The sequence below is a fragment of the Chamaesiphon minutus PCC 6605 genome (assembly GCF_000317145.1).
In the GTDB taxonomy this organism is placed as follows: Bacteria; Cyanobacteriota; Cyanobacteriia; order Cyanobacteriales; family Chamaesiphonaceae; genus Chamaesiphon; species Chamaesiphon minutus.
On sequence record NC_019697.1, the window covers coordinates 3,636,803 to 3,657,872 of the forward strand.

A 21,070-nucleotide genomic window follows, 5' to 3' on the forward strand; every position below is an offset into this window, starting at 1 on the left:
CAAATAATTAAGATAAAATCATTGGCCAGCACAGATCTAACAGTCTATAGATGAATAGAAAAAATGTGAAGATCGGTTAGAGTAAAATTACATCCGATCGGTACTCCCTGAGCACATCATGACTTTTACACTATTCGGTCGCTGGCAGATTCGCGTGTTGCTATTGGCGACAGTTGGGCTATTATTAACCATCCTAATGGTATTCAAGTCGAGTCCATCGATCGCTGGACAGACATTGCTAACGTTAATCTATCTCGGTATATTCGGAATAATCTGGGATCTTATCTATCATCAGCTCCAACGGTTTCGGTGGGATGGCGACTGGAATGGGTTATTACAGTTCGGTGCTGCGGTGTGGGAAGGGCTATTTTTGATAACGATTGTTAAGGTTATCGGCTTACCGGGGATCGATCGAGCAAACTTTAATATTCCTGGATTTATCGGGTTTTATACTAGCTTTAGCCTGCTAAGTTCGATTGTCACTCATTCGTTACTCCGCATTCTATCGCCATATTCGCGCTTCAATGGGGGACAATGGTTTTAGAGAGTAGTGGATAGTGGATAGAGTTTTGACACGAGCGTTTTTAATTGTCCCCTCATCTCCATGTCCCTTCGTCTCCCTGTCCCCTCATCTCCAAGTCTCCCCCTGTCCCCTCGCTTCCTCCTATGCTAATTCGTACCTTCATCACATTTGCCATTGCCCTCCTTGTATCGATGTCTACAGGGCTATTTGCCCCCGCAGCGTTGGCAGTCACTCCCATTACCTTGTCAAAAGTCGATTACAAGGATTGTCCGCCAGAAGTTGCACAGGGTGCGGTGACTAGTGGCGGTGTGACTCAAGGTGCTGCCTGTTTCTTGATTGTCGGGAAGGCTGAAAACAAGTCGGGGAAAACTGTCTACGACGCAGATGTCTATGGACGGATCTATGATGCGGATAATAATAACGTCTTACCAAATCGGGGACGCGTGGGTTTAATCGAGCAGGTGCCGCCAGGAATTAATGATTTTGAGATGCGAATTACGGTTCCAGAAAGTGCGCGGCAACCACTGCAATTGAAAAAGTTTAAAGCTTCTGGTTTCGCAACCAAAATTAGACAGTAATCTCAATTATCGCGATCGGACATAGAAAGCAAGATTTAAACGATCGATAGTCGTGGAGCCAAGATTATGACCATGACCTCATCAAATTTCATGACAAGAAGGCTACTTATCGTCTATATCAAACTGGATCGATCTTAATCCTTAACTGCTATGACAGAAGCAAATGAATCTATCGATCGACTGACACGGCTAGAACGGTTGATGGAACAGCAAATAATTAACACCGCTGAGCTATCTCAACAGATTAAAGAAGTTAGCATCCAAATTAAAGCCCAAGCAACATTTCATGACCGTTTTGAGCAATCTTTATCGGCAACGAGACAACTAATTGACTCGAATGCAAAAGCGATCGCGGCTAATAGTACGAGTATTGAAAGTGAACGTAAAGCAATTAAAGAATTGCGCCGCACTATTCGCGAGTCAAGGCTGGAAAATATCGACCGTTATCGAGAATCTCAAGAACGGAGTAATTCACTCTATGATGCTCTTGAAGATTTGCAAGAAGATATTAAAGAAATTGGACGCAAGATCGATCGACAAAATCCTCCAGAATAGAGATTGTATCTAGCCTTGTGAGATCGCTATCTAAGCCACTGACCCTCCACGGCTAGCGCACCTCAAACCCTATTGACAAAGGGATTGCTGCTGAGGGCTTCTATTTGAGAAAGATCTGAGCTAGGGTAGGTACGAGCGTCCATCTAGCGATTACAGTGAAAGTAATGCCGACACAAGTAGAAAAGAAGAAGCAAAAAACTGAAACAGTCGGAGCGACGAATTTAGACAGCCAAGAAATTACAAAGAAGTTTGGGCAATACTTTCAAGATATTAAAGATCCCAGAACCCAGAGGACGAGAGTACATCTACTCAAAGACATTATCACCATTGCCATCTTGGCAGTAATCGCAGGAGCAAAAGGATGGGAGGATATGGAAGAGTATGGTGTGAATAAGCAAGAGTGGTTAAGTACATTTCTAGAGCTACCAGGCGGAATCCCCAGCGCCGACACATTTAGAAGAGTATTTGAAAAAATCAATCCCAAAGAATTAGAGCAATGCTTTCGGCTGTGGGTGCAATCACTAATTGAGCAACTAGGAGTGGAAGTAGTCGCCATTGATGGTAAAACCAACAGAGGTTCATACGACAGGGCATCTGGGGTCAAAGCGTTGCACATGGTGAGTGCATGGGCGAGTGAGCATCGATTGGTCTTGGGACAAACAAAAGTCAGTGCTAAATCTAATGAAATCACAGCGATTCCCGCATTATTAGAATTGCTAGACATTCAAGGCTGTATCATCACTATCGATGCAATGGGCACGCAGAAATCGATGGCGACGAAGATTACTGGAGCAAATGCCGATTATGTGTTAAGCCTTAAGGATAATCATCCAACACTACACCAACAAGTCAAAAGCTGGTTTGAGACAGCACAATCACAGGGGTTTAAAGGCGTAGATGTCAGTATTAGTCAGCGGGTGGAGAAAGGACATCATCGGATTGAAAACCGGAAAGTTTACACTGTCCCTGTTTCACAACTACCATTGCTGTATCAACAAGACCAGTGGAGTGGACTGCAAACAGTTGTGATGGTTGTACGCAAGTCTCAGTATTGGAACAAGACCACTCATGAAGTCCAATTTTACCTAACCAGTCTTCTCAGCGATGCCAACCGGATTGGTAGTGCGATTCGCCAGCACTGGGGGATTGAGAATTCTGTCCATTGGACATTAGATGTCACCTTTGATGAGGACAAATCTCGCATTCGTTCTCTCCACGGTCCGCAGAATTTTGCCGTGTTACGTCGCCTTGCACTTAATGCCTTAGAACGTGAGACATCTTTTCGGCGTAGTATTCGTCAAAAGTCCCGGCGAACCGCGATGAATGACCGCTATATGCTTGCTGTCTTATCTGCGGCTGTTCCCACTTCCCATCCAAGCACATCCGCTTGTCAATAGGTTTTGAGATGCGCTAACCGTGACTGACCCTCGATCTGTTTGTTATAATTATCTATAGAATAAAGTAGCTGCTAGAAATTAGATCGAATGACTCAATCGAACGACACACCCTTAGAAAGATTACCTCAAAGAATCGAGGATATTGCTGAATTATTGGCTCGATCGATTTCTGCATTCGACAGGAGGATGGAGCAGATGGAAATTCAAGCAACAACTGAGCGCGAACAAAGAGCCAGTGAATATGCGAAAATTCAGCAGTTAATCGCTGCTACCGCTCAAGCAAATGCGGAAAATACTCAGCAAATCTCCAAACTCATTGAAGTCGAACGTGCCAACGAACGCAGAACTAATTCCATCGCTAAATCGGTAATGGCAGTTACTTCTGATGTAAAAGATACTGTGGTTAGTGTCAAAGCGATCGCTCGTGCTTTAGAGAGACAAAATAGAGAACTTTCCGATGCTTTACGGCAACAAAGTCGTGATTTTTTTGATGCGCTGGAGCGTCATTAAGACCAGATCGATACATTAATTAATCGATCGGATTGGGAAACACAGGAAGATGATTAGAAATCTAGATGGTGGGCAGTGCCCACCCTACATCTCGTCAAGAAGTCGAACATCAATTGCTAACTCTATCGCTTTTTACAGAAGTTTCTACAAGGTAATTTAATTCGGGTAGTTCGTCCGGCAAATTAATTATGATTCTTTTTGGAGCGAGCGTAAACACGATCTAAAACTTTCGCTTCGTCTATGTTTGGCTTGCGATCAGTACCCATCCTACATCTCTAACAATTAATCATTTTATCTTCCTTTATGAGATTTGAGTACCTCCTTAAATTGAATGATTTACAAGAAGCATCTGACGTTTCTTCCATATACTCCCCAGTAAAAGTAGTCAAATCCGTAAAAAATATATTGATTGCATATGGTATTTTATTTTTAATCTTTATATTAATATTATTATCAAAAGGAAATGGTGTTCCTCCAAAAGCTTGGACTGTTCTTGTTTTCAATTTCTTGATTCTATCCGTAGCCTCTTGTGCAGTAGCTTGTATTCTTGTCTTACAAAATCGTTTTTTAGTGAAGAGAGCGTGGAATAATTCAACAGATGACTTCAAACATGAAATTTGTGTTGAGACAAATGAGATAGGAATTAAAATCATAACTGCTCGATCCGAATCAATAATGCAGTATTCTGTTTATACCTATTGGCAAGAAACTTCAAGCTTATTTATTATTTATTATCAAGATGGCAGCTTGTATAACATAATACCTAAGACAGCTTTTAGTGATGAAGATAGAGTTAGTGAATTTCGTCAATTATTAATAGCAAATATACCTAGCAAGCGGAAAAAAGGGTGAATTTTTGTATAGATATGGCGTAGGTGAGGCAATGTGCATCATCTATACTCTTGGCGATTTTCGTCGAAAAATATTTGAATATAGCTACTGATATTCGTAGCTAATCACATGCAATCCGTTATCACTGGGGAGGGCGGGTTTGATTCAGATTATTAGAATTATCCGTAGCTTATCTCATAAACCCGCCCCTACAGATTGTGTATAATTTAATTAGGTTAATCAACTCGATCGTATGTCTCAAACTCCCCTACTAATCCTCGTTGATGGACATTCCTTGGCTTACCGTTCCTACTTTGCCTATGCCAAAAGTAAGAGCGGTGGCTTGATGACTTCGGCGGGAGTACCGACGAGTATTTGTTTTGGATTTGTCAAGGCTTTGGTTGAGATTATTAATAGTCAAAAGCCGGATTCGATGGCGATCGCGTTTGACTTACGCGCGCCAACATTCAGACATGAAGCTGATGACAATTATAAAGCAGATCGAGTGGAAACTCCTGAAGATTTCACGATCGACATTCAAAACCTATATCAACTATTGACGGCGTTAAATTTACCGACGATTACGGCGGTGGGATTTGAGGCGGATGATGTATTGGGGACACTGGCGGGGAGAGCTAGCCGCGAGGGTTATCAGGTGAAGATCTTATCTGGCGATAAGGATATGTTTCAACTGGTGAGCGATCGCGATCGAGTGAGCGTGTTGTATCTATCCTCAGCTTACTCGCAAAGTGGGGCATCTGTAACTGAGATGAACGAGCAGGCTGTATTTGATAAGATGGGCGTGACTGCGGCGCAGATTATCGACTATAAGGCGTTGTGTGGGGATAAGTCGGATAGCATTCCTGGCGTGCGGGGAATTGGCGATAAAACGGCAGTGAAATTGTTGAATGAATATGGAGATCTGGCGACTATTTACGAGCGCGTAGAGGAGATTCTAGGCGCGAATGGGAAGAAGTTGATCGCGGGTAAGGATGATGCTACTCATTCTCAGTATTTGGCGAAAATTATTACTGATGTGCCGCTAGAAATTGAGTTGCCAGAGACGAAATTAACTGGGTTTGATTTTCAGCAGGTGCAGCCAATATTACAAACATTGGAACTGCATCGGTTTAGTAAAGATATCGAGAAACTGCAAGAAGCTTTTGGTGGTGCTGCGGCTCCAACTCCTGAGAGTATTAATAGTCCCCACGAGCCAGTGCGTGAGATTGTTACACCGCAGGGATCGATTGTCACTGATGATGGTGGTGACGATATGTGGTTTTTTAGTGCTGAGGATACCGACAAGTTTCAACTTAGCAAGCTATCGCCGATTCAACCACAAATTATCGATACTGAAGCCAAATTACAAGCTTTAATAACCAATCTTCAGCAACATACAGATCCAGATCGTCCCGTTGCATGGGATACGGAAACTACTGATTTAGAACCGCGCAATGCGGAATTAGTCGGGATTGGTTGTTGTTGGGGTGCGGAACCTGACACGATGGCATATATTCCGATCGGGCACGAATCGGGAGATAATTTAGCTCTAGAATTAGTCCTCACAAATCTCAAGCCGATCCTCGAAGCTGCGATATATCCGAAGGTATTGCAGAATGCAAAATTCGATCGATTGGTATTTAAAAACCAAGGCATCAACCTCGCAGGTGTTGTTTTCGATACGATGTTGGCGAGCTACGTCATCAATCCCGACAATAGCCACAACCTCACCGATTTATCCAGCCGCTATCTGAGCATCGTCCCCCAGAGCTACGAAGATCTGGTACCGAAAGGAAAAACTATTGCCAATATTAGCATCCCTGCCGTGGCGGAATATTGCGGGATGGATGTCTGGGGTACCTACCGCCTCTACGACATCCTCAAAGCCGAATTAGCCGCCGCACCGAAGTTACTCGCACTGTTGCAAGAGATCGAATTACCCCTCGAACCGATTCTTGCCAATATGGAAGATCGGGGGATTAATATCGATGCTGAATATCTAAAAACACTCTCGAACGTTTTAGCTGAAGACTTAGCCAAAATCGAAGAGCAAACCTACGTCCTCGCAGGCGAAAAATTCAACATCGGTTCGCCCAAACAATTGGGACATATCTTATTTGAAAAACTCGAATTAGACACCAAAGGTATCCGTAAAACTCAATCTGGCTACTCCACCGATGTCAATACCTTGGAGAAATTGCAAGGCAAACATGAAGTCGTCGATCTGATTTTACAACACCGCACATTTTCCAAACTCAAATCTACCTACGTCGATGCCCTTCCCGCATTAATCCACCCCAAAACAGGTAGAGTTCACACCGATTTCAATCAAGCCGTTACCAGCACGGGAAGACTTTCATCCTCCAATCCCAACCTCCAAAATATCCCGATTCGTACCGAATTTAGCCGCCAAATTCGCCGCGCCTTTGTCCCCGCACCTGGCTGGCTGCTCGCAGCAGTTGATTACTCCCAAATCGAACTCCGCATCCTCGCCCATCTGAGTCAAGAACCCGTTTTAATTACTGCTTACAACCAAAACGAAGATATCCACACCGTCACCGCCAAACTCTTATTTGAAAGCGATACCGTCACCAGCGAACAACGCCGGATGGGTAAGATCATTAACTTCGGCGTAGTTTATGGCATGGGTGCGGCAAGATTCGGGCGAGAAACTGGCATAAAAGCCAGCGAAGCTAAAATCTTCATCGATAAGTTTTACGATCGATATCCAGGCATTTTTGACTATTTAGAGCGCGTGAAACGAGAAGCGATCGCGTTAGGATATGTGGAAACTGTCTGCGGACGGCGGCGGTATTTTAAGTTTGAAAGTGGTAAATTGCGTGGTTTAAAAGGTAGCGATCCAAATAGTATCGATCTGGATAATCTCGGCAATCTCGGACAAGTAGATGCGGGACATTTACGCGCGGCGGCGAATGCCCCGATTCAGGGTTCGAGTGCGGATATTATTAAGTTAGCGATGATTGAAATCGATAAGTTATTGGAGCCATATCAAGCGAAAATGTTGTTGCAAGTACATGATGAATTGGTGTTGGAAGTTCCGCAGGATGAGTGGGAGGAGTTGCAACCGAAAATTAAGGCGACGATGGAGAGTGCGATCGATTTGAGTGTGCCGATGGTGGCGGAGATTGGTAGTGGGGCTAATTGGATGGATGCGAAATAGTAATACAAATAAAAACTGGATATGTCTAAAACAGCTTTTGCTTTTATTTCTATAATCCAGCCAATTTAAGTCTTCGTCAAAGTGTCTTGGCAAGGATTAGCTGGTTGTTAGCTAGAATCGAATTACCGATCTGGATTAATAGTCTAATTGCCATTACTAAACTCTGCAACGCTCTAGTTAGTTGTAATAATTATATTATTGGTAAATCAGTAGGTTATTATATGCCCTGACATTATAGAAATGTCGATTAGATTGAATATATCAAAATTCAACCACACAAATTCGTAGGGGCGGGTTTATGTAAATAATCATCGATCGATTCCAGAAATCTCAACCAAACCCGCCCATCCACACCAGCAATTTACAAGTCGATTTTGAAGGTTTGTAATCGGGATTCGTGAGGGATGACATGCGATTCGTTATTTGTGGGGAGGGCGGGTTTGAATGAAATATTTAGTACGATCGATATGGATAGCATAAACCCGCCCCCTACAGATCTTGGATGATTTTTATCGATTTAATCTAATTTAGATAATGATAATTTAATGTACAATCAATATCCCAGCTGAAAAGGATAATTTACTTTGAGTCGCAATAAAAAATGGTGGGCATTGCCCACCATTTTAAACACATTTACAATGAGGATAATAAATAATTAACCCGTTCTTACATTGTAAGAAATTATTTGTTTTTAATCCCAATCTCTATCTGCCAAAACCTTTGCCAACGGTTATTTTAGGAGTAGTCAAACATTTTTCTAACTGCTCGATAATCTTATCTCGATCTAGATCTTGGCCGATGAGGACAAACTTAGTTTGAGGTTGACCTTTCCACTGTTCGTCATCGATCGAGAACCGTTTACCACAGAGGTGAAATACATGACATTTATCGCTTTCATCGAACCATAAAAATCCTTTGGCGCGGAAGATATTTACAGTCAATTGATTGTCTAAGAAATGCTGAAACTTCCGCAATAGAAATGGTCGATCGCTGACGAATGATAATGAAGTAAAACCATCATTCTCTAAATGATGTGAATGGTCGTGATGATGGTCGTGTCCGTGGTGGTCGTGTTCGCATTTACCATGGTCGTGGTCGCAATTGGTATGGTCTTCCGCATGTGCATGGTCGTGACTGTGGTCGTGTGCGTGGTCGTGATGATGATGTTCGTCATGACTATCTGGTGTATCCAGATATTTATCTGACTCGAATAAACCGACACTGAGAATCATCGGTAATGACACTTGCGATTTTTTAGTCCGAATAATTCTCGCGCCTTCTTTCATATCACGAAGGCGGACTTCTAATAAATCTACATCTGCTTCATCGACTAGATCGGTCTTATTGAGAAGAATGATATCGCCATAGGTAATTTGACTTTGGGCAGCTTCGCTATTGAATAGATCGAGACTGAAATTAGCTGCATCGACTAAAGTAATAATCGAATCGAGTCTGGTAATATCGCGCAACTCCGTACCCAAAAACGTTAGTGCAACTGGTAAAGGATCGGCCAAACCTGTAGTTTCAACTACCAAATAATCGATCTGTTCCGATCGAGCCAAGACTTTATGGACGGCTTTGACTAAATCTTCATTAATCGTGCAGCAAATACAACCATTATTTAGCTCTACCATATCCTCGCCTGTGGCGACAATCAGCTCGTTATCGATACCGATTTCGCCAAACTCATTAACGAGCACCGCCGTTTTGATGCCTTGTTGATTTTGGAGGATATGATTGAGTAGAGTAGTCTTGCCACTACCGAGAAATCCCGTGATAATCGTTACAGGTACTAACTTCTGGTCTACATTAATGATTTCGAGAGTTGGAGCGATCGTAGTTGATGTCATAAAAATTCACGGTGAGATGATATAGAAATTCGCAGTCAATAGATGGCAAAATTAGATATAGAGCGATAGCATTTCGCTGTTTGTATAGCTGTTGCCTTAGAAAACCAATAAAGAATAGTCTCTCGTTGGCGTAGCTTCTGTCTTGTCTTGATTCGCTAAACCCTCGGCAAAGCCGAGGAGCGCGAATCGCTGACTGAAACACATGCGGAGGATAGCTCTACGTGATTTCAGTCGCTCCCCTGAAGAATCGCCAGCCAATAGCCATTTTAACCTTTATTTAGGCTTTGATTCCCCCAACTCCTGCCTCTCTATTCCCACCTCCCAACTCCCAACTCCCAACTTCTCTATGAGCCTAACCATATACAACACCCTCTCCAGAACCAAAGAGCCGTTCCAAACCTTGACACCGAACCAGGTGAAAATGTACTGCTGCGGGGTGACTGTATACGACTACTGCCATCTCGGTCACGCTCGATCGTATATTGTCTGGGATACCGTCCGTCGCTATCTGCAATGGCGCGGCTATGAAGTGCAATACGTCCAAAATTTTACCGATATCGACGACAAAATCCTCAAACGCGCCGATGTCGAACAAAGTTCGATGACAGCAGTTGCCGAAAAATATACCGATGCCTATTTTGAAGATCTCCATCGCCTGAACGTCCGTGACGCCGATAGCTATCCCCTCGCCACCAAACACATCCAAGAAATTCAAGATTTGATTGGCGATCTCGAACGCAAAGGCTTTGCCTACGCCGTAGACGGCGATGTCTACTTCCGCGTCCGCAAAGATGATGACTATGGCAAACTCTCCAAACGCAACCTCGACGATCTTCGTGCAGGCGCAGGCGAACGCATCGAAGCCGCAGATCCCGACCAAATTAAGAAAGAAGATCCCTTCGACTTTGCCCTCTGGAAGACCGCAAAACCGGGCGAACCCTCCTGGGAATCTCCCTGGGGAAATGGTCGCCCAGGCTGGCATATAGAATGCTCTGCGATGATCCAAAAACAGTTGGGCGAAACGATCGATATCCATTGCGGCGGCGGCGATCTCGTCTTTCCCCATCATGAAAATGAAATCGCCCAATCAGAATGCGCTCACGATCGACCGTTATCCACCTACTGGATGCACAATGGGATGGTCAAACTCAGCGGTGAAAAAATGTCCAAATCCTTGGGCAACTTTATCACGATCCGCAAATTACTCGATGATTATCGCGATGCAAACGACAACCAAATCGATCCGATGACGGTACGACTATTCGTCCTCACCGCGCAATATCGCAAACCGATGGATTTTAGCGATGCCTCGATTACCGCCGCCGGACAAAGCTGGCAGACAATCAAAGATGGCTTGTTATTTGGTTATGAATATGGCCAAAAATTAGGCTGGGATAATTTAGATCTTGTGCGATCGACCCAATCTACTACCATCGCAGAAGTAGACAGATTTCGGACAGCAGTGGACGATGATTTTAACTTTGCTGAAGGTTTAGTTATCTTATTTGAACTAGCCAAAGAATTACGAAAAGTCGGTAATATTATCGCCCATGACAGCGAACAAACAGTAGATCCCAATCTGCTCAAAGACAAGTGGCAAACATTAATTGAATTAGCAGGAGTATTAGGTTTGGAAGTCAATCCCGACGAATTAAAAGCACCAACTAGTGGCTTGAGCGACGAACAGATCGAATCACTACTAGCCGAACGCCAAATCGCCAGAGCGAATAAGGATTTTGCCACCAGCGATCGCATCCGCGCTCAATTGACAGAAGAGAAGATTGTCGTAATTGATAAAGCTGGAGTTCCCAGCACTTGGTATCGAGGGTAATCGATCGGATTGCTGACTTAATCAAATCGATCGGTCGGTTCAAAATTACTGTAATAATACTATTCGGCAGGAAGATTTACCTGAATTAATTTAACCTCATCGAATTTTTTGTGGTTTTAAAAAGTCAAGAGCAGGGGTAATTCATGAATTACCCCTGCTCTTGACCTACTCCTGACTGTAGGCATCCATCGGCAGACAAGAACAAACGAGATTCCTGTCCCCGTAAGCCTGATCGATCCGTCCTACTGCTGGCCAGAACTTATAATCCTGCAACCCAGCTACTGGATATACAGCTTGCTCCCGACTGTAAGGACGATCCCAATTAGCATCCACTAGATCGACGATCGTGTGTGGGGCATTTTTCAGCGCGTTATTTTGCTTATCCACATTACCGATTTCGATTTCGCGGATTTCTTCACGGATGGCGATCATTGCATCGCAGAACCTGTCGAGTTCCGCGAGGGATTCGCTTTCAGTTGGCTCAACCATCACCGTTCCGGCGACTGGCCAGGAGACGGTGGGAGGATGGAAACCATAATCGATTAGGCGTTTGGCGATGTCATCGACCTCGATATCGGCGGTCTTTTTAAACTCCCGCAGGTCGAGGATGCACTCGTGGGCAACAAAACCGTTGGTGCCTTTATAGAGGACGGAATAGTGATTTTCTAACCGTTTGGCGATGTAGTTGGCACTAAGGATGGCAACTTCGGTGGCTAATTTCAGACCCGCTCCACCCATGAGGGCGATGTAGACCCAGGAAATCGGTAAAATGCTTGCGCTGCTCCAAGGGGCGGCGGAGACTGCGCCGATGCCCTGAGTACCACCCATGGGGATGACTTTGTGGGTGGGGAGATAGGGGGTAAGATGTGCCATCACACCGATCGGTCCCATGCCAGGGCCGCCGCCGCCGTGGGGGATGCAGAAGGTTTTGTGAAGGTTGAGGTGACAGACATCGGCACCGAAGTCGCCTGGGCGACACAAACCGACTTGGGCGTTGAGGTTGGCTCCATCCATGTAGACTTGTCCACCATGCTCGTGAACGATCGAGCAAATCTCGACGATTCCTTCTTCAAATACGCCGTGGGTGGATGGGTAGGTCACCATTAAGGCGGCTAATTTGTCCGCATATTTGGTGGCTTTGGCGCGGAGATCTTCGATGTCGATGTTGCCATCATTGTCGCAGGCGATCGGGACTACTTGCATTCCGGCCATGACTGCGCTGGCGGGGTTGGTGCCGTGGGCAGATTGAGGAATCAGGCAGACATTGCGATCGATATCGCCACGCTGTTGGTGGTATTCGCGGATGACCAGTAATCCAGCGTATTCACCCTGGGAACCTGCATTGGGTTGGAGAGAGATCGCATCAAAGCCCGTAATTTCGGCCAACCAGCGTTCGAGGTCGTCAAATAATACTTGATACCCTTTTGCTTGTTCTACAGGTGCGAAGGGGTGAATTTGCCCGAATTCTGCCCAAGTTACAGGTACCATCTCGGAGGTGGAGTTGAGTTTCATGGTGCAGGAACCGAGGGGAATCATCGCTTGGGCGAGAGATAGATCCTTTGATTGCAGGCGGGTAATATACCGTAGCAATTCAGTTTCGGAGTGATAGATATTGAAGACGGGGTGAGTAAGGTACTCGGAGTTGCGGGCTAATGTTGAGGCTTGGATAGTCGAGGGGACGTTATTACTATCGATTTCGGAGAAGGTAAAATCGAGTACTTTATCTCCTGCAAAAATCCGCCATAAATCCATCACATCGGCTGGTGTAGTGGTTTCGTCTAAGGAGATACCGACATGATGCAGATCGATCGATCTCAAGTTAATTTGTTGAGATTTGGCTCGTTCTAAGATGGCATTAGCCCGATCGGGTGTTTCGACTTGAAGAGTATCGAAATAAGGGGCATCACCGATCGAGTAGCCTAGTTTAGTCAAGCCTGTGGCGAGGGTTGTAGTCAGGTCGTGAATCCGCATCGCGATCGATTTCAAGCCTTCGGGTCCATGATAAACCGCGTACATTCCCGCCATAATTGCTAACAGAACTTGGGCGGTACAAATATTACTGGTGGCTTTATCGCGACGGATGTGTTGTTCGCGAGTTTGCAGGGCTAGACGGAGTGCCGTTTTACCGCGCTTGTCTTTAGATACGCCGACTAACCGACCGGGGATTTGCCGCTTGTAGGCATCTTTGGTCGCAAAATAGGCAGCGTGGGGGCCACCATAACCTAATGGTACCCCGAACCGTTGGGTATTGCCGACGACGATATCTGCGCCGAATTCACCTGGTGGTTTGAGTAAGGTAAGGCTGAGTAAATCGGCAGCAACGGTGACGATCGCGCCTGCTTGATGAGCCTGTTCGATTACTTCTTGATAATCGTAAACAGCTCCATCGGTCGCGGGATACTGTAATAACATCCCAAATATCTGTTGGCTAAAATCGATATTTTTGTGGTCGCCAACTACGATTTCAATTCCTAATGGAATGGCGCGAGTTTTAATTACATCGATCGTTTGTGGATGAGCAGCTTCGGATATCCAGAAAGTATTAAACTTTGTCTTCTGAAGGCCATAACTCATCGACATCGCTTCAGCCGCTGCCGTACCCTCATCGAGTAACGACGCATTCGCGATCGCCATTCCCGTCAGATCCATAATCACGGTCTGAAAATTGAGTAAAGCTTCTAATCTTCCTTGCGAAATTTCTGGTTGATACGGCGTATATTGAGTGTACCAACCTGGATTTTCTAAAATATTGCGTTGGATGACTGTGGGAGTAATGCAATTTGCATAACCCATGCCAATATAAGAACGAAAAATCAAATTTTTTGCAGCAATTTGTTTGAGCTGATTTAATACGGTATGTTCGCTTTTTACTGTCTCAATTGCCAACGGCTGCTGCATTTTAATCGTAGCTGGTACCGTGCGATCGATTAACTCCGCCAAGCTAGCTACACCCAATACCTCCAGCATCTTGTCGAGATCTAGCGATCGCGGCCCAATATGCCGTTGAATAAACTCAGCATCTGCCCAAGGATTGGCTTCCGTCGTACTAGAGATATTCGCCGCAGTCAACCGATCTAGAGATTGGGTCATAGAAATCTAAATTAGTGAGAATACTGTACTTAAATGTAATGGATTTAGTTGGCTTTTGGTACTATGAATAGAGATTTTTGTCAACTTTTCGGCAGGATCTCTTAATACGATCTTCGATAGATGATGACTCAACTCTTACTTCCCTAAGCTCCTTCGACTTTAGCGCGATATTCAGCCGCTGAAAATGTGCCATCGAGTTGGTTAGGATCTGCAACTTGGACTTCCAGCAACCAGCCAGTGGTATAAGGATCGGTGCTAATGATTTCTGGTGCATCGATCGCGGCATCGTTGCGTTTGGTGACTGTACCGCTAATCGGTGCTTTAAGATCTTCGACAGCTTTGACAGATTCGATCGTGCCAAATGCACTACCTTTGACGATCGTGTCGCCAACTTCTGGTAAATCGACAAATACAATATCGCCTAACTGATCTACGGCAAAGGCACTCACGCCGACTGTGGCGGTGTCTGCGGTCAATTCTACGTATTCGTGTGAATCTGTGTAGCGTAAATTATCGGGATATTCTAAGCTCATATTGCATTCTCACATCATCTTCTGCTCTAGCATAGCGATTAATGGGTCGTTGGCGTAGCCATATTTTCATTCTGGTAAGATGTTCTACCAAGTATCGGGTCGAACGATCGGTAGAAAATGTTTCACATTTGTTGTGGCAATAACAACGTTGCCCGTGCATCGAACGATCGCTCGAGCCAATTATTAATATCGGTCGTCGTAAAATATCGACCGATTTGAGACAAATGGTCGAGGGATATCTTGAGCCAGCACAGATATTATAATATTGCTGCGATAATCGCTGGGTGCTCGATCGCCAGAGATGGCAATCATCATAGTGCTTGCGCGATAATAGTTTAGGCTCGGATATTTGGTGTGAAGATGAAAAATTACCTGTTGCCAGCGGCACTTTTTGGCTCGATAACTCTAGTTAGCTATATCTCTCCGGCGGTAGCTCGATCGTCAGTTGAGTTGCAGCAGATTGCCAAACAATCCACAGTGCAGATTGCTAAGTGCGATCTGGCTTCTGGCGCGATCGTCCAAAAGAATGCAAATACTTACACAGTATTGACCGTAGCCCACGCGGTCAAGAAAACGGGTTGTGAGATCGTCGCTCCAGATGATACTAAATATCGCGTCACGCAGGTAAAAACTTTTCCAAATAATATCGACCTCGCACTCGTTAGTTTTACTAGTGACAAGAATTATGCAGTTGCCAAACTAACTGCCAATTCCGATCGAGTGGAAGCTGGTGAGGTTATCTATGTATCTGGGTTCCCAGTGTCTAGTGCGATCGGCTCATCGGTGTTTACGTTTGTCAAAGGGAATGTGGTTGCCAATCCACCCGGTAAGCCACAGGGCAATGGTTACTCGCTAATTTACAGTAATAATGCGCGATCGGGACATAGTGGCGGCCCCGTCTGGAACGATCGCGGCGAAGTGGTAGCGATTCACGGACGAAGAGATATCGATACCAAGCTGCAATTGACGACGAATAGTAATGTGCGCGTCAAGACTGGCTACAATTTGGGGATTACAGTTAATACCTTTACCAAACTCGCCACCACCGCCGGAATTAGGGGCTACTCACCTGCAACATTAGCAACTCGATCGAAACCAGTAGACGATTTAGTTGCCAGTGCCTTACAAAAAGAAAGCAAAGGCGACTATCGGGGCATGTTAGCCGATCTGAATCAGGCAATCTTCCTCGATTCCCAAAACGCACAACTTTACTATAACCGGGGTGTTGCCAAAACGCTGCTAAAGAATAGGGACGCGATCGAAGATTTCAATCGCGCGATCGCCCTCAATTTGAATGACTCTGATGTTTATAATAATCGGGGCTATATTAAGTCCGATTTAGGCGATAAAAAAGGGGCGATCCAAGACTTTAATCGGGCGATCTCGATCGATGCTACAAATGCCAGAGCCTATCACAATCGGGGCAATGCCAAAGCCGCTCTCAACAATCCTAAAAGCGCGCTAGAGGACTTCAATCGGGCAATTTCGCTAGATGATACCCTAGCTCCCGCTTATCTGAATCGAAGCACTGTCAAGGCGATTTTGGGCGATACTAAAGGCAAATTGGCAGACTTAGAAAGGGCGATCGCGATCGCTCCCAATTATATCGAAGCCCATGAAAATCTCGGAATGGCCAAATCCGAACTCGGCGACTCCAAAGGTGCGATCGAAAGTTTCAACCGCGCGATTGCTCTCAATCCCAAAAATGCTAACAACTATAGCAGTCGCGGAATTGCCCGATCGAAAGTGGCAGACGATAAAGGTGCGATCGAGGATTTCGATCGGGCGATCGCTCTCGATGCTAATCAGGCTAAAGCTTATACCAATCGCGGTTTACTTAAAGCTAAATTAGGCGATAAAAAAGCCGCGCTCCTAGACTTAAAAAAAGCTGCCAACCGATTTAAACGTCAAGGCCAAACCGCAAGCTACAACCGAGTCTTGAGCGAGATCCGCCGGATTAGTTCGCGAGGCAATAAGTAATGGGTAATAGCTGGATGAGTGGACTGTACTATCGTAGGATGATTTGATAGTACCGAAAACTTAATCTTGTCAACCCTTAAATCCTAATGGATATTTTGCCGAAGATGAAAAACTACTTGTTGCCGACTACACTGCTAGGATCGATCGCCTCTGGCGGACTATTTACCATCGCTTTAGTTAGCTCTGTCTCACCTGCGATGGCATTATCGCCAGTCGAGATCCAACGGATTGCCAAACAAACCACCGTACAAATTACGGGATGCGACTTTGGTTCGGGAGTGATTATTCGCAAAAATGGCAGTACTTATACCGTGCTGACGGTAGCGCATAATTTTAGAAAGAGTGGCTGTCAACTGACAACTCCAGACGATACTAAATATCAAATCGGCAAGGTCAAGACTTTTCCCAATAACGTCGATTTGGCAGCAGTGACTTTTACGAGCAACAAAAGCTATCCAATTGCCAAGCTAATTGACAACTCCGATCGGGTGGAAGCAACTGAAACCGTTTATGTGTCTGGGTTTCCATTATCTTCAGCAATTAATACGTCTGTGTTTACGATCGTCAAGGGGGATGTGGTTGCCAACCCGCCCAGCAAACAACAGGGTAAAGGATATTCGCTGATTTATAGTAATAATACGTTGCCGGGACAAAGCGGCGGCCCAGTTTGGAACGAACGCGGCGAGTTAATCGCCATTCACGGTCAAGGCGACATCGATACCAAGCTCCAAACGACGGTCAATGACAATGTGCGCGTCAAGACTGGATACAATCTTGGCATCACTGTCAATACTTTTGCCAAGCTCGCCACCACAGCCGGAATTGATGGTTATACACGGACGACAGTCGCTGCCAAACCCAAACCCGTCGAGGATTACTTAGCTAATGCGATCCTCGAAGAGAACAAAGGTAACTATCGCGGCATGTTAACCGAAGCAGATCGGGCGATCGCGATCGACCCCAACAATGCGCGACTGTATTATATACGCGGTGTTGCCAAGTTTCAGCTCGACGACAAAAAAGGTGCGGCTGATGACTACACCAAGAGTATTGCCCTCAATCCTAGATATCCCCAAGCATACTCCAATCGAGCCTATGCCAGAGCTGAGTTAGGCAATCCTAATGGCGCACTCGAAGATACCAATCGCGCGATTGCCCTCGATCCTAAATTTGCGCTGGCTTATGTCAATCGCAGTCTGGCTAAATTTAAGTTCGGCGATTTTAAAGGTGTCATCGAAGATACCACTCGCGCGATCGCCATCGATCCGGCGATTGCGATCGCTTATTCCAATCGCAGTCTGGCTAAGTCAGAATTAGGCGATCAACGCGGCGCAATCGAAGATGCTAATCGCGCACTGGCGATCGATGCTAAATTAGGCGAAGCCTATATCAATCGCGGTTTGGCCAATCTCAGACTGGGAGACAATCGAGCGGCGATCCCAGATTTTGAACGTGGTGCCGCGCTCAAACCCACTCTCGCCCAAGCCCACAGTAATATTGGTGTTGCCAAGCTCCAACTCGGCGATACCCAAGGTGCGATCGCCAGCTCCAATCGGGCAATTTCACTCAATCCTAACCTTCCTGAAGGTTACTTCGTGCGCGGGTTTGCCAAATATCAACTCGGCGACCATAAAGGCGCGATCGAAGATGCCAACCGCACGATCTCGCTCAGACCGACCTTCGCTCAAGCCTACGCCAATCGTGCCATCGCTAGGCTGCAATTAGGCGATAACAAACAGGGTTTAGCAGATTTGCGCAAGTCGGCAGAACTATTTAAGCAGCAAGGGCAAATGGCCGACTATAATCGAATTATGAAAGCGATCGAGCAACTCAATCGCGCGAATTAATCGATTTTCTGAAGTCCAGCAATCTTAGGATCGACAATTTTTTGACCGAGATTGGGAAATTTAATAGCGATCGATTGTTTATTCCCAGTCCCAAATACATGTGAAATTTGACCCACCCCAAAACTGCGATGAATTACGCGATCGCCAACGCGCCAGCCTGTGGTTTGGGCGTTAGTTTTACCGACAGTTTTGGGGTCTTTTGGTGAGGTGCGATCGGGCGTTTGTGCTTTAATTTTTGTACGCAGATTGCTATTAAGTAATTCTGGTGGCAACTCGCCGATAAATTGCGATCGAATGGCAGGTTCTCTAGAGCCATATAAGCGACGTTCGCGGGCGTGAGATAGATATAACATCTCTTGCGCGCGAGTGATGCCTACGTAGCATAATCGGCGTTCTTCTTCCACAGCCATCGGATCGTTAAGCGATCGAAAACTAGGGAATAAGCCTGCTTCTAAGCCCACCAAAAATACAATCGGAAATTCTAATCCCTTAGACGCATGTAATGTCATCAGCGAGACGGCTTCTTTACCTTCTTGAAGATTATCTAAATCCGAGCTAAGGGCGGCACTGGCTAGATAAGCTTCGAGACTTGGCTCATCACTTTCTTCTTGAAATTGGATCGTCGCGTTGACTAATTCTTGGACGTTTTGAATGCGTTCGAGAGCTTCATCTGTCCCTTGGGTTTGCAATTCGTGGACGTAACCAGTATCTTCAACAATTCCCGTTACGATATCGACAACCGGACGAGTTTCGGATTCGCTGCGCCACTTATTAATAATCTCGGCAAAATTAAGTACGCCCTTAGACGATCTTCCGGCGACAGTTTTAACTGAAGTTTCATCATTTAAGATTTCCCATAACGGGACACCTAATTGCTGTGCGGCATTTTGGAGATTATCGATCGTGGTTTGTCCGACACCACGTCTGGGGGTATTAATCACCCGCAGCAAACTAACCGTATCGTTAGGATTGGCGATCGCGCGTAGATAGGCAACGATATCTTTAATTTCTCGCCGATCGTAGAACTTTAATCCACCCACGATTGTATACGGAATTTGCGATCGCACGAAGGCATCTTCGATCGGTCGCGATTGAGCATTGGTGCGGTATAGTGCCGCAAAGTTTCCATAGTTCAGTTCGGGATTTTCGCGTAATAGTTTGCGAATTTGACTGACGACAAATTCAGCTTCATCGATCTCATTATCTGCCTTATACAAGAAGATCGGTTCGCCTTCGCCGCGCGTCGCTTTAAGAATTTTATCGATCCGTTGAGTGTTATGTTGGATCAGATGATTGGCAGCAGCTAAAATATTCTCGCGCGATCGATAGTTTTCTTCCAACTTCACCATCGTCTCAGTCCGATCGTCTGGCATACTATCGCCAAAATCATCCTGAAAATTCATCAAAATTGTAAAATCTGCCGCACGGAATGAATAGATAGATTGATCGGCATCGCCCACCACAAAGATCGATCTATGCTCCCAATTGTTAAAGGTTTTACTATCGACGCCATTAGTTACTAATAGTTGAATTAAATCGTATTGGGTGCGGTTAGTGTCTTGGTATTCATCAACTAAAATATGTCGGAATTTTCGATGCCAATAATCCAGCACTTGGGCATTCTGACGAAATAGTTGAACTGGAACTAATAATAGATCGTCAAAGTCTAGAGCATTATTCGCACACAGTGCATCTTGATAGTGTTTATAAACATCCGAGATTACTCTGCCCCGATAGTCATTCTGCTGCTTACTATATTCATCTGGGGATAAGCCTTGGTTTTTGGCAGTACTAATTGCATACCGCACCGCACGCGGCTCGAATTTTTTGTCATCTAGATCTAACTGCTTGACGACAATTTGCTTGACTAGCCCTTGGCAGTCGCTATCATCAAAAATCGAGAAATTCTTATTCCAAGTACGTCCCTTTTCATCTTGATATTTTTCGATATCAAATCGTAATACCTTACTAAACAAACCGTGAAATGTGCCGATCCATAAGTCTTTAATTATCGTCTTATAGACATGCGATCGCAATTGGGTTTGCTGATAGTCATCTAACGCGCCCCAAGGTTTGCCAAATTTTAATTCTGCTTGCTGCTGGGCAAAGAGTAATTCGATTCTCGATCGCATTTCTTTAGCCGCTTTATTAGTAAAGGTAACTGCCAAAATGTGCGCCGGATCGACATGATGGGTGCGAATTAGGTTAGCAATCCGATACGTGAGTGCGCGAGTTTTGCCGCTACCAGCTCCAGCTACTACTAATAAGGCTCCACAATAATGCTCGACGGAACGCCGTTGGGAAGAATTGAGATGCGCGAGGAAGTTGGTATTAGCAGTCATTAGGAGAGATGTTGAGGAATTG

14 protein-coding genes are annotated in these 21,070 nt (G+C 45.2%); 10 read left to right on the top strand and 4 right to left on the bottom strand.

Annotation, left to right across the window (positions count from 1 at the left end; genetic code table 11):
- Positions 1-118 precede the first annotated feature (118 nt).
- The 7 genes from CHA6605_RS16690 (at position 119) to polA (ending at position 7,575) form a co-directional block, all read left to right on the top strand.
- Positions 119-544 carry a hypothetical protein gene (locus CHA6605_RS16690; RefSeq protein WP_015160583.1) on the top strand — a complete coding sequence of 142 codons (426 nt, stop codon included), beginning with the start codon at positions 119-121 and terminating at the stop codon, positions 542-544.
- Positions 545-666: 122 nt separating this feature from the next.
- Entirely contained in the window at positions 667-1,101 is a 435-nt protein-coding gene (locus CHA6605_RS16695; RefSeq protein ID WP_015160584.1) for a hypothetical protein, read from the top strand.
- Positions 1,102-1,251: 150 nt separating this feature from the next.
- Positions 1,252-1,656 carry a hypothetical protein gene (locus CHA6605_RS16700; RefSeq protein ID WP_015160585.1) on the top strand — a complete coding sequence of 135 codons (405 nt, stop codon included), beginning with the start codon at positions 1,252-1,254 and terminating at the stop codon, positions 1,654-1,656.
- Positions 1,657-1,820: 164 nt separating this feature from the next.
- Positions 1,821-3,053, top strand: coding sequence for an ISAs1 family transposase (locus CHA6605_RS16705; protein WP_015159932.1), 1,233 nt, complete (start codon positions 1,821-1,823; stop codon positions 3,051-3,053).
- Positions 3,054-3,140: 87 nt separating this feature from the next.
- Entirely contained in the window at positions 3,141-3,563 is a 423-nt protein-coding gene (locus tag CHA6605_RS16710; RefSeq protein WP_015160586.1) for a hypothetical protein, read from the top strand.
- Between the two features lie 327 nt (positions 3,564-3,890).
- The gene (locus tag CHA6605_RS16715) at positions 3,891-4,415 is read left to right on the top strand and encodes a YcxB family protein (RefSeq protein ID WP_157260016.1); all 525 of its coding nucleotides are present in this window, start codon (positions 3,891-3,893) and stop codon (positions 4,413-4,415) included.
- 232 nt (positions 4,416-4,647) lie between these two features.
- The gene (polA, locus tag CHA6605_RS16720; protein ID WP_015160588.1) at positions 4,648-7,575 is read left to right on the top strand and encodes a DNA polymerase I; all 2,928 of its coding nucleotides are present in this window, start codon (positions 4,648-4,650) and stop codon (positions 7,573-7,575) included.
- A gap of 704 nt (positions 7,576-8,279) precedes the next feature.
- On the opposite strand, the gene CHA6605_RS16725 is transcribed toward polA, so the two are convergent.
- The gene (locus CHA6605_RS16725; RefSeq protein ID WP_015160589.1) at positions 8,280-9,425 is read right to left on the bottom strand and encodes a CobW family GTP-binding protein; all 1,146 of its coding nucleotides are present in this window, start codon (positions 9,423-9,425) and stop codon (positions 8,280-8,282) included.
- Between the two features lie 346 nt (positions 9,426-9,771).
- Here CHA6605_RS16725 and cysS point away from each other — a divergent pair, with 346 nt between their 5' ends.
- Positions 9,772-11,256, top strand: coding sequence for a cysteine--tRNA ligase (gene cysS / locus CHA6605_RS16730; protein ID WP_015160590.1), 1,485 nt, complete (start codon positions 9,772-9,774; stop codon positions 11,254-11,256).
- A gap of 165 nt (positions 11,257-11,421) precedes the next feature.
- Here the strand turns inward: cysS and gcvP are convergent, their stop codons facing one another.
- On the bottom strand, positions 11,422-14,346 hold the full coding sequence (gene gcvP, locus CHA6605_RS16735) for an aminomethyl-transferring glycine dehydrogenase (RefSeq protein WP_015160591.1): 2,925 nt from the start codon (positions 14,344-14,346) through the stop codon (positions 11,422-11,424).
- A 143-nt stretch (positions 14,347-14,489) separates the two neighbouring features.
- On the bottom strand, positions 14,490-14,879 hold the full coding sequence (gene gcvH / locus CHA6605_RS16740) for a glycine cleavage system protein GcvH (protein ID WP_015160592.1): 390 nt from the start codon (positions 14,877-14,879) through the stop codon (positions 14,490-14,492).
- Between the two features lie 360 nt (positions 14,880-15,239).
- On the opposite strand from gcvH, the gene CHA6605_RS16745 reads away from it, so the two are divergent.
- Together CHA6605_RS16745 and CHA6605_RS16750 are read left to right on the top strand one after the other, a co-directional pair.
- A complete protein-coding gene (locus tag CHA6605_RS16745) occupies positions 15,240-16,859 on the top strand; it encodes a tetratricopeptide repeat-containing S1 family peptidase (protein WP_015160593.1) in 1,620 nt (539 codons plus the stop codon).
- Positions 16,860-16,945: 86 nt separating this feature from the next.
- Positions 16,946-18,706, top strand: a complete 1,761-nt coding sequence (locus CHA6605_RS16750) for a tetratricopeptide repeat-containing S1 family peptidase (protein WP_015160594.1) — start codon at positions 16,946-16,948, stop codon at positions 18,704-18,706.
- Here CHA6605_RS16750 and pcrA read toward each other — a convergent pair.
- The gene (gene pcrA, locus CHA6605_RS16755; protein WP_015160595.1) at positions 18,703-21,048 is read right to left on the bottom strand and encodes a DNA helicase PcrA; all 2,346 of its coding nucleotides are present in this window, start codon (positions 21,046-21,048) and stop codon (positions 18,703-18,705) included. The genes CHA6605_RS16750 and pcrA overlap by 4 nt on opposite strands.
- Between the last annotated feature and the right edge of the window lie 22 nt (positions 21,049-21,070).

Bases quoted from the DNA above. Each gene is read 5' to 3' on its own strand.
- CHA6605_RS16705 (WP_015159932.1), top strand. From the start codon at position 1,821: ATGCCGACACAAGTAGAAAAGAAGAAGCAAAAAACTGAAACAGTCGGA.
- pcrA (WP_015160595.1), bottom strand. From the start codon at position 21,048: ATGACTGCTAATACCAACTTCCTCGCGCATCTCAATTCTTCCCAACGG.
- gcvP (WP_015160591.1), bottom strand. From the start codon at position 14,346: ATGACCCAATCTCTAGATCGGTTGACTGCGGCGAATATCTCTAGTACG.
- CHA6605_RS16695 (WP_015160584.1), top strand. From the start codon at position 667: ATGCTAATTCGTACCTTCATCACATTTGCCATTGCCCTCCTTGTATCG.
- CHA6605_RS16750 (WP_015160594.1), top strand. From the start codon at position 16,946: ATGGATATTTTGCCGAAGATGAAAAACTACTTGTTGCCGACTACACTG.
- CHA6605_RS16690 (WP_015160583.1), top strand. From the start codon at position 119: ATGACTTTTACACTATTCGGTCGCTGGCAGATTCGCGTGTTGCTATTG.
- CHA6605_RS16745 (WP_015160593.1), top strand. From the start codon at position 15,240: ATGAAAAATTACCTGTTGCCAGCGGCACTTTTTGGCTCGATAACTCTA.
- CHA6605_RS16700 (WP_015160585.1), top strand. From the start codon at position 1,252: ATGACAGAAGCAAATGAATCTATCGATCGACTGACACGGCTAGAACGG.
- CHA6605_RS16725 (WP_015160589.1), bottom strand. From the start codon at position 9,425: ATGACATCAACTACGATCGCTCCAACTCTCGAAATCATTAATGTAGAC.
- CHA6605_RS16710 (WP_015160586.1), top strand. From the start codon at position 3,141: ATGACTCAATCGAACGACACACCCTTAGAAAGATTACCTCAAAGAATC.
- gcvH (WP_015160592.1), bottom strand. From the start codon at position 14,879: ATGAGCTTAGAATATCCCGATAATTTACGCTACACAGATTCACACGAA.
- polA (WP_015160588.1), top strand. From the start codon at position 4,648: ATGTCTCAAACTCCCCTACTAATCCTCGTTGATGGACATTCCTTGGCT.
- cysS (WP_015160590.1), top strand. From the start codon at position 9,772: ATGAGCCTAACCATATACAACACCCTCTCCAGAACCAAAGAGCCGTTC.